This window comes from Paratractidigestivibacter sp., assembly GCF_052362415.1.
GTDB lineage: Bacteria > Actinomycetota > Coriobacteriia > Coriobacteriales > Atopobiaceae > Paratractidigestivibacter.
Map to the genome: position 1 here is coordinate 574 of NZ_DAWEMK010000061.1, position 9,507 is coordinate 10,080.

Here is a 9,507-nt window from a genome sequence, read left to right on the forward strand (position 1 = left end):
CCACCCGCTTTCGCGCCCGGACGTCTGCGAGGCCGAGGCCATCAGCCGCTTGCTCTACATCGCTCACCTCGCGGGGGACGCCAAGGTCAACGTGGTGCACCTCTCGACCAAGCTCGGCCTGGAGGCCATCCGCAGTGCCAAGGCCCGCGGCCAGAAGAACATCTACGTCGAGACCTGCCCGCAGTACCTGCTGCTCGACGATACGCGCTACAAGGAGGAAGGCGACGACGGCTTCGCCGGCGCGAAGTACGTCATGAGCCCGCCTCTGCGCAAGCCCGCCGACGTCGCCGCCCTGCGCGAGGCGCTCATAGGCGGCGAGATCGACACCATCGCCACCGACCACTGCTCCTTCAACCTCCATGGCCAGAAGGATCGCGGCCGCGGAGACTTCCGCAAGATCCCCAACGGCGGCGCGGGCATCGAGCACCGCCCGGCGCTCATCGCCACGAGCTTCGCCGAGCAGGTGGGCCCCGAAGGGCTCTGCCGCCTGATGAGCGAGAACCCCGCGAAGGTTTTCGGCATGTGGCCGCGCAAGGGCCGCCTGGCCGAAGGCGCTGACGCGGACGTGTGCGTCTGGGACCCCGAGGCGCGCTGGACCATCCACGCCGCCACCCAGCACCAGGCAGTCGACCACACGCCCTACGAGGGATTCGCCTGCCGCGGCCGCGCCCACCTCGTCTACGTGGGCGGCGAGCTCGTCGCCCAGGACGGCGAGCCGACCGGCGCCCGCCCCGGCGCCTTCGTCTCTAGGTAATTAGGCGGTGGGATACCCCCCGTCTTTTACGATAAGTTGTTCCTTCAAACGTAAAGGAGAAACCAACATGTCCATCAAGGCCATCGTCACCGACAAGGCCCCCGCTGCCGTGGGCCCCTACTCCGCCGCCACCCAGGCCGGCAGCTGCATCCACGTCTCCGGCCAGCTCCCCATCGACCCCGCTACCGGTGAGTTCGCGGGCGACGACATCAAGGCCCAGACCCGTCAGAGCCTGACCAACATCAAGAACATCCTCGAGGCCGCCGGCGCCTCCATGGCCAACGTCGCCGAGGTCACCGTGCTCCTCGACTCCATCGCCGACTTCGGCCCGATGAACGAGGTCTACGGCGAGTTCTTCTCCGAGCCGTACCCGGCCCGCGCCGCCTTCGAGGTCGCCGCGCTGCCCAAGGCCGCCAAGGTCGAGATCAAGGCCGTCGCCTACCTGTAAGGGGCGAGCCGCTGCATAAGCGAGCGCCTGGCGCCGTCGCGGTCACGTGCCGCGGCGGCGCTTTTTTCGTGCGGCGAGGGGCGGTGGCCGGCGGCGAGGGCGCTTCTTTGCGGCGGCGCGGGCTTCTTGCCAGCAAAGCGTGCATCGAGCGACGGATTTGCCCGCCGGAGGGCATGATTGTGTCTTTATCTGCACGCTTTGTTACGGGCGGCGTCGCGCGATCACGTGGAAAGAAGTGCGTCCCCGCACGGCTGCCGCGAGCTACGCCGCGATCTGCGTGTAGCGGACGCGCAGGTTGTTGATGATGAGCGTGCCACATCTGACGTACGTCGGCCGCTCGCGGATCTCCTTCGACGGCACGGGGACGCCGTCGCGGACCTCCGGTGCGCCCACGAAGGGCACCCCGTACGCGGCGAGCGTCCGCGCGAGCTCCTGCGGGCGCTTGGCCATCCAGAAGCTCAGGCGCACGAAACTCGCGCGGTACATGGTCAGCCGCGCTTGGCGGCGGTGCTCTTCGTCGAGGATCTCGTCGAGTGAGCGTCCGCGCGTCATCTGCGGGTCGGTGTATTTGCGCTTGCCGTCGAGCTCGCCGAAGATCGGCCGGCCCTCCGCGTCGCGCCACACGAGGTCGACGCGGAAACGGCGGCCTGGCTCGATCGGGTCGGGCAGCGTGACCTGCAGGCGCGGCAGCGCGAAGCCCTGCTCGATGATGGCCGCGCGCAGGATCGACTCGCCGCCGCTCTCGGCCCCGGGCTCCGCCCAGGCGCACACGTCGATGGCGCGCCCGATGCCGCGGTGCCCCTTGAAACGCCGGCGCAGCTCGTCGACAAGCCTCCTGCGCGAGATTCCCTTGACGCGCAGCGCGTGGTCGGCCACCTGGAGCGCCTCGCTGAACTCGAGGGTGGCCAGGCAGTCGAACACCGTGCGGTAAAACGACGTGACCTTGACGCCGCCTGCGACCACGGGCTCGTCGTCGCCGACCTCGTGGCGCACGACGATGCCGGAGCTGCGCGTGCGGCCGCCCCTCGGGCGCGCCACGTGGACCTGCGCCACCGTGTGGTACGAGACCGGGAAGCCGAGCATGAGCGCGGCCGACTGCGCGCAGAAGACCCAGCCTTCGTGCTGCGCCGCGAGCGCGCGGATCAGGTGACGGCTGCGCTCGCACGGGTCGAGCGCCTGCCACAGCGACGCCCGCGCAAAGACGCTGGGAGCGGGCTCGACGATTTCTGGGCTCTTCTTTGCGGCGCGGCGCCTGAGCGCGCGGTAGATCGTCCGGTCGGGCGTGTAAAGCAGCGAGCCGGCAGCCTCGGCGTCGCGCAGGAGGGCGTCGATCATCTGGTCGTTCGCGGTGCTCATGGCATCACCTCGCTGCCGGGTCGTCGGTGGAGTTGCCGTATTGTGACGCATGCGGCGGCGCCGGTGGTGCGCTTTTTGCGAGATTCGGCGGGCGGCGCGGGCGGGGAAGCTCGGGCGGCGGGTGCTTCTTTTCGGCAAGGCGTGCATCGAGCGACGGTTTTCGGCGCCTGAGGGCGCGATTGTGTCGCAGGATGCACGCTTTGTCGCGTCGACGCGCTGCTTCGCGCGGATCCGCAAAGAAGTGCGACTGGCAAGAAGTTCGGCGAACGGCGTCGCTTGCGGCGGTAGCGCCGACTGGTGGGGGCGCTTCTTGCCAGCAAAGCGTGCATCGAGCGATGGATCTGCCCGCCGGAAGGCGCGGTTGTGTCGCTGGCTGCACGCTTTGTCGCGTGGAAAGAAGTGCGCCGCGTGCGTCGTCGCCCACGGGCGCACCGCCACGCCCACGCCCGTCGCCGCCACAAAAAACGGCGCCCCGCCTCGCGTAAGGACGGGACGCCGCGCATGCTCGGGCGATCGCGAGCTCGCAGCTCGCGGAGCTACTCGGACTTGGGCAGCTCGCTGCCGCAGTGGCAGCACTTGGTCGCGCCGGGGTTGACCTCCTCGAGGCAGAACGGGCAGACGGGCGCGGGCGCCGGCTCCTCCTCGGGCTGCTTGTGGGTGAGCTTGTTGCCGAGGTCCTGGGCCTTGTTCAGTGCCTTGACCATGGCGAACACGATGGCGGCCACGATGAGGAAGTTGATGACGGCGCTGATGAACGCGCCGAAGTCGATCTCGGTGCCGGGGACGACGAGGCCGGAGACCTCGCCCACGTTGCCGCCGCAGATGGCCTTGATCAGCGGGTTGATGATGTTATCCGTGAGGGACGTGACGATCGCGGTGAACGCGCCGCCGATGATGACGCCGATGGCCATGTCCATGACGTTGCCGCGGTTGATGAACTCCTGGAACTCCCTGAGCAGCTTCTTCATTGGGACCCCCTCTATCCGGTGCTGCAAGAACGACTTAGATTAGCGCACATCTTGTGGCGTTTGGCGTTCGGGCGCGACCGATGCGTGACGGGGCGTCAACGCGCGGCCGGGGGCGGTTATTCGGAAGGCGGGAAAGTGGCATAGACAGTCTGTCTATGCGCTCTCATTGTTTGCAAAATATCTTGCGATCGAGCTGTTTCTTGAACGATTGCATGAAACTACGCCTGTTGCCAAAGAATCGCTCATGCGTCTTTGATGGCTTGCCTGCGTCATAGTCATCGGAGACTCGAGCGATCGTGCAGATGTAATCCGCTACTTGGAGTAGACGTCGAGCCCCTGGGTCGGCATTGCGGTAATCTGCGACGTTTTTGGCCAAGACAAAGTCGAGAGCGTCGTGGAGGGCTACGCTCACCGCGCCCTGACCGTTGTCGTAGTAGACGGCAACGGCGGCGAACTCCTGAAAGAAGTCAAGGTGTTCATAGATGAGTGACGCGAGGTCGCGTCTGATCCTGGCCTCGAGCTCGTCCCTATTATGGACACTGGTGGAGTCATATCGCAAAACGAAGAAGGAGATGGGCAGCTCGCGGACCAACCGCGCGAACTGGGTGAGCAGCCGCTTCCTATCACCGGGGGACACGGCGCGGTAGTCTTCGTTTCCGTGCAATAGGTCTTTCCCATGAAATGGCACGTCGGGAAGGCCGGCGGCAGCCAGACGGCCTTCGTAGCGCCCTAGGGGCGTCGATATATCTTCAGAGTGGTCATGAAGAACAACCGCGACGATGTAGCGACCTTCCGAGAGGTCCTGGTTGCCCGATTCATCGATATGCAGGTTCAAGCGGTTTGCCACACCATCCCCCGAAGAGTCGATATGAAAAAGGCGAGGTACGAACCTCGCCAATCTGACACCTACAAGGCATCTCGCCTTTTCGGCAGTCAAAGTATCGCATCAAATGAGCCGAAAAAACAATATATTTCATAAAAGGTGCGCCATGCGGGGGAGCGGGGGCGCCAAGCGGCAAGAAGGGCCTGCCCGCACAAAGCCGTGACCTGCCATTTCATGCCCATGCCACGCGGCTAACAGCGCGCGTACGCGAGGCCCGTATTGTAGGTGCAATCGAGGCGCGCGCATGCGGTGCCGCGCAGAAAAGAGGATCACCATGGGTTTGAGCTCACTGAAGAGCAATCTCAGCTACTACAACAACCAGGTCGCGTTCTGGCAGAACAACGCGAGCCTGCACAGCGAGCAGATCTGCGGCTACGACGCCGACATCGCCGATCGCAACGACCAGCTGCGCAAGGTCCGCTGCGGGCAGGGCGCGCCGGCGGTTGCCGATGCCGTGCCCGCCGTGCAGACGCTCATCGATCGCCTGCAGGACGAGATCAGCGACCTTTGCGCCTGGCGAGACGGCGCCATCGCGGAGCGCGACTTCTCGAACGAGCGCGCGGGGATGTACCGCAGGTACGCGGAGAGCACGCTGGCGGCCATTGGCAACTGCCAGGAGGCTTAGCCGGCGCAGGCGTGCGTGGAAAGAAGGGCACGGGCAAGAAGGGCGCCCGCCATCCGCCCGCTGTCGCTCTTGGAGGACCCAGCGTGGTGGACCGAGGGCACGCCGGCCGAGCTTTCGGAGGTGGCCACGCGCGTGCTCACGCACCCCGAGAGCGCCGAGGCGTTCTGGGACGAGTACCTCACGCAGGTGATGATGCAGCGCGAGCTTGGGGCCGACGAGTACGAGTACCTCATGGACATGAGCCGCCGCACGCCGTACTGGATCGCGCGCCAGCTGTTCTGCGACGCGATCTTCTGCAACTACCTGGACGTGGCCAAGACCGCCGCGAAGACCGTGCCCACCCTCATGTACATCGCCGAGCACTGGGCCGACGTGGCCGAGCCGTTCTGCCACGAGCAGTTCCCGGAGACCCCGACCTACGTGATGGGCGGCCACCTCATGGCCTACGAGTATCCCGAGAAGTTCAACGCCCGCCTTGAGGAGTTCCTCGCGAGCGAAGGCAAGTAGGCAAGAAGGGCGGGGGAGAGAAGGGCGTTCTTTTCCGCTGGCGTGCGAGACATGTGACCTGCGCTGAATTGAATTGCTGCGGGCGGTGGGCCCGCGGGGCAGCCGTCGAGTTTTGGCGGCTGCTTTTTTGATGCCGCGTAGCGGAGAGGGGCGCGCTTCGCCGTTTGTCCGCTAAAGCGCGCCGGTGGGCCCCGGCGGCGTACCCCCCGTAGTGGGGCTGAGGCCCTACGCTATAATCCATCTGGACGCATTTGTATTGCATTTCGAGCGATGGAAGCCGACGATGCCCAAGACCTACAAAGAGCTCATCCAGAGCAACCCGGACGAGACCGAGATCAGAAGCTTCCTGGTGAACGGCGACCAGGTCTCTGTGACCCTGCGCATTCCCGACACCTTGCGCGACGCAGCGAAGGAGGAGGCGGCCCTTCGGGGCATGAGCTTCTCCGCCTTCGTGCGCACGTGCATGATCGAAGAGCTCGCGAAGAAGGGAGCGTGAGCATGATCCGGGTCAAGACTCTTACCGTCCAGCTCATAGACGCGCAGCCGGACCGCATCCGCATCTGCCGCATCGACGGCGAGTCGCTTGTGACCGTCGTCGTTCCTAGGGAGGACCTCGCCGAGGCGAAGTCGCTGCCGAACATCCCGCAGCGCGGCGTCTACTACCTGCTCGATGAGGACCACGGCAACGTGAGCCGTGTCTACGCGGGGCAGACGACCCAGGGCATCGCCCGGCTCGACGCGCACAAGGCGAAGAAGGAGTTCTGGAACAAGGCCGTTATGTTCCTCGACGACGACCAGAACATCAGCAGGGACGCACTGGACGTTCTCGAGGCGAAGGCCATCGACTACGTGCGTACCCACGGCTCGTACGAGACCGACAACTCGGCGACACCCAAGCCCTACGTCGACCCGTACAAGGAAGAGGCCGTCGAACGCCTGCACGAGAGGATCCTCTTCAGGATGTCAGCTCTGGGGTACGACCTCGACAGAGTCGACCAAGGTCCGGCGGGTGCGCCGGCGGTCTTCCACACGAAGAAGAACGGCATACGCGGGGCTGGGCGCTACGACAAGGCCACCGGGCACTTCACCGTGCTCGCCGGCTCGAAAGTTAACCTCTCGAGGCCCGTGCTGAAAAACGCGGGCGTCGCGGCCGTGCGCAGGGAAATCTTCGGCGATTCGGGCGGCATCGCAGAACTCGCCGAGGACCTCGAGTTCCCGACGCCCAGCGCCGCGGCGGTGTTCGTGCTCGGCGGCAGCCAGAACGGCTGGACCGAATGGGTAAGCGACGACGGAGAAACACTCAACCAAGTCTATAGAAGTGAGGAAAACTAGATGAACAAGCAGCAGCTGGCCTCCAAGATTTGGGAGTCCGCCAACAAGATGCGATCCAAGATCGAGGCCAACGAGTACAAGGACTACATTCTAGGATTCATCTTCTACAAGTTCCTGTCCGAGACCGAGGTTGCCCGCCTGAAGGCGCGCGACTTCGCCGAGGAGGACCTGCCCAACCTGGTGGAAGACGACGAGGAGACGGTCGAGTTCGTCAAGGGCGAGTGCGGCTACTTCATCGCCTACGACAACCTCTTCTCCACCTGGGTCGCCAAGGGCGGCGACTTCGAGATATCGAACGTGCGCGACGCGCTTTCCGCCTTCAGCCGCAATATCGATCCTGCACGCAAGCGCGTCTTCGACGGCATCTTCGACACGCTGCAGACTGGCCTCTCCAAGTTGGGTACCGATGCACGCAGCCAGTCCAAGGCCGCTCGCGACCTCATCTACCTCATCAAGGACATCCCAATGGACGGTCGAGCCGACTACGACGTGCTGGGCTTCATCTACGAGTACCTCATCAGCAACTTCGCTGCCAACGCCGGCAAGAAAGCCGGCGAGTTCTACACGCCGCACGAGGTGTCCATGCTCATGAGCGAGATAATCTCGTGGCACCTGGCCGGACGCGAGAACATCACCATTTACGACCCCACCAGCGGATCGGGATCGCTGCTCATCAACATCGGCAAGGCCGTGGCGCGCCGCAACGGCAACCCGGACTCCATCAAGTACTACGCTCAGGAGCTCAAGGAGAACACCTACAACCTCACGCGCATGAACCTGGTGATGCGCGGCATCCTTCCCGACAACATCGTGGCCAGAAACGGCGACACGCTCGAGGACGACTGGCCGTGGTTCGACACCGTGGAGAACAAGGATGAGACCTACGACCCGCTATTCGTCGATGCCGTGGTGTCGAACCCACCCTATTCCCAGAACTGGGACCCGGAGGACAAGGAGCTCGACCCTCGCTTCAAGTTCGGCGTGGCGCCCAAGTCCAAGGCCGACTACGCTTTCCTTTTGCATGATTTGTACCACTTGCGCCCCGACGGCATCATGTGCATCGTTCTGCCCCATGGTGTGCTGTTCCGCGGCGGCGAGGAAGGCGCTATTCGCAAGAACCTGGTGGAGAACCGTCATATTCAAGCAATCATCGGGCTTCCTGCCAACATCTTCTTCGGTACGGGCATCCCGACCATCGTCATGGTGCTTCGCAAGCAGCGCGAGACGAGCGACGTCTTGGTGGTGGACGCCTCCAAGCACTTTGTGAAAGAGGGTAAGAACAACAAGCTGAGAGCAAGCGACATCAGGCGCATCGTCGACGCCGTGACAACGAACGCGACCGTCGACAAGTTCAGCCGCCTGGTTCCCATCGAAGAGATTCGCGCCAACGACTACAACCTCAACATTCCGCGCTATGTTGATTCGTCCGAAGCTGCTGAGAGCTGGGACGTGTACGCCACCATGTTCGGCGGCGTGCCGAAGGTCGAGGTCGACGCGCTCGAGCGCTATTGGAAGGTATGGCCGAGCCTCAAAGGGCAACTCTACCGTGACGCAGGTGGGTCGTGTCTTGCGCCCGCGACCAACGACGTTGCGCAAGCGACGAAGGAAAACGCCGACGTCCGCGCCTTCCTGAGCAGCTATCGTGATGCGATAAGCCATTTACCTGCCACGCTGCGAAGCCGCTTGGTAGACGGCGCCGATGAAGTCGATACCGTGGCGGAGGAAGAGGCCATCGCGACGCTATTGAAAGACACACTGGCGGGCATGGCCCTGGTCGACGGCTACGACGCCTACCAGGCGCTCGACGATGCCTGGGTGGGAATCTCCGGCGATTTGGAGGTCATCCAGACCGAGGGGAAAACCGTCGTGCGCAAGGTAGACCCGAACATGGTGGTCAAGAAGAAGAACGGCAAAGACGTCGAGGTACAGGACGGCTGGGTTGGCCGCATCTTGCCGTTTGCGCTTGTACAAGAGCACCTGCTTGCCGAAGACGTCAAGGAGATCACTTCCCGTGATTCCCGCCTAAGCGAGATATCGCAGGAAATAGACGAGATTCTCGAGAGCTTCGACGAGGAGGACAAGGGGTCTTCCACTGCTGTCAACGACGAAGGTTCGTTTGTGGCGGCCGAGCTCAAGAAGGCTGTGAAGGCTATCGGGAAGCGCCCTGAAAACGATTTCGAGCAAGGTCTGGTTCGTGCGCAGGCACTGCTCGATGAGGAGAAAAGTCTCAAGAAGGCAAACAAGGAAGCGAGAATGGCTCTTGAGGAGAGGACCAAGGAGGTCATCGAGGGTCTGACCGACGCCCAGTGCGACGATCTGCTGGCCGCCAAGTGGATAGAGCCGCTGCAGGTTGAGCTTCTGGCCCTTCCCGAAACCGTTGTGAGCGACTTCATCGCGAAGGTAGCTGCGTTCAACGCCAAATACGCGACAACTTATTCGGACGTGTGCAATCAGATAGATGATGCAGAAAGCCAGCTGGCAGACATGTTGGGGCGGCTTAGGGGCAGCGAGTACGATATGGCGGGCATCGCCGAGCTGCGCAAGTTGTTGGGCGGTAAGTAGCATGACAGAGAAACAAAATACCCCGGAAATCCGCTTCGAGGGATTCACTGACCCTTGGGAACAGCGTAAGTT

General features: G+C 63.6%; 10 protein-coding genes. 7 read left to right on the forward strand and 3 right to left on the reverse strand.

Going from position 1 to position 9,507, the window contains the following annotated elements:
- Both ACT84W_RS06935 and ACT84W_RS06940 read left to right on the forward strand, forming a co-directional pair.
- Positions 1 to 754, forward strand: a 754-nt coding sequence (locus ACT84W_RS06935; protein WP_444328681.1) for an amidohydrolase family protein, incomplete at its 5' end; no start/stop codon positions are given.
- 67 nt (positions 755 to 821) lie between these two features.
- Positions 822 to 1,202, forward strand: coding sequence for a Rid family detoxifying hydrolase (locus ACT84W_RS06940; RefSeq protein WP_417575062.1), 381 nt, complete (start codon positions 822 to 824; stop codon positions 1,200 to 1,202).
- A gap of 261 nt (positions 1,203 to 1,463) precedes the next feature.
- Here the strand turns inward: ACT84W_RS06940 and ACT84W_RS06945 are convergent, their stop codons facing one another.
- The 3 genes from ACT84W_RS06945 to ACT84W_RS06955 form a co-directional block, all read right to left on the reverse strand.
- Entirely contained in the window at positions 1,464 to 2,558 is a 1,095-nt protein-coding gene (locus ACT84W_RS06945; RefSeq protein ID WP_432290885.1) for a hypothetical protein, read from the reverse strand.
- Positions 2,559 to 3,094: 536 nt separating this feature from the next.
- Complete coding sequence (mscL, locus tag ACT84W_RS06950) at positions 3,095 to 3,526, reverse strand: large conductance mechanosensitive channel protein MscL (RefSeq protein WP_432290884.1); 432 nt, start codon at positions 3,524 to 3,526, stop codon at positions 3,095 to 3,097.
- A gap of 163 nt (positions 3,527 to 3,689) precedes the next feature.
- Positions 3,690 to 4,373, reverse strand: a complete 684-nt coding sequence (locus ACT84W_RS06955) for a DUF3800 domain-containing protein (RefSeq protein ID WP_444328682.1) — start codon at positions 4,371 to 4,373, stop codon at positions 3,690 to 3,692.
- A 310-nt stretch (positions 4,374 to 4,683) separates the two neighbouring features.
- Between ACT84W_RS06955 and ACT84W_RS06960 the strand changes: the two genes are divergently transcribed.
- From ACT84W_RS06960 to ACT84W_RS06980, 5 genes are all read left to right on the forward strand, one after another.
- A complete protein-coding gene (locus ACT84W_RS06960; protein ID WP_444328683.1) occupies positions 4,684 to 5,034 on the forward strand; it encodes a hypothetical protein in 351 nt (116 codons plus the stop codon).
- Between the two features lie 15 nt (positions 5,035 to 5,049).
- On the forward strand, positions 5,050 to 5,541 hold the full coding sequence (locus ACT84W_RS06965; protein WP_444328684.1) for an alpha/beta fold hydrolase: 492 nt from the start codon (positions 5,050 to 5,052) through the stop codon (positions 5,539 to 5,541).
- A gap of 283 nt (positions 5,542 to 5,824) precedes the next feature.
- Complete coding sequence (locus ACT84W_RS06970; protein ID WP_444328685.1) at positions 5,825 to 6,037, forward strand: YlcI/YnfO family protein; 213 nt, start codon at positions 5,825 to 5,827, stop codon at positions 6,035 to 6,037.
- A gap of 2 nt (positions 6,038 to 6,039) precedes the next feature.
- Positions 6,040 to 6,873, forward strand: a complete 834-nt coding sequence (locus tag ACT84W_RS06975) for a GIY-YIG nuclease family protein (protein ID WP_444328687.1) — start codon at positions 6,040 to 6,042, stop codon at positions 6,871 to 6,873.
- Positions 6,874 to 9,435, forward strand: a complete 2,562-nt coding sequence (locus tag ACT84W_RS06980) for a type I restriction-modification system subunit M (protein ID WP_444328686.1) — start codon at positions 6,874 to 6,876, stop codon at positions 9,433 to 9,435.
- Positions 9,436 to 9,507 lie beyond the last annotated feature (72 nt).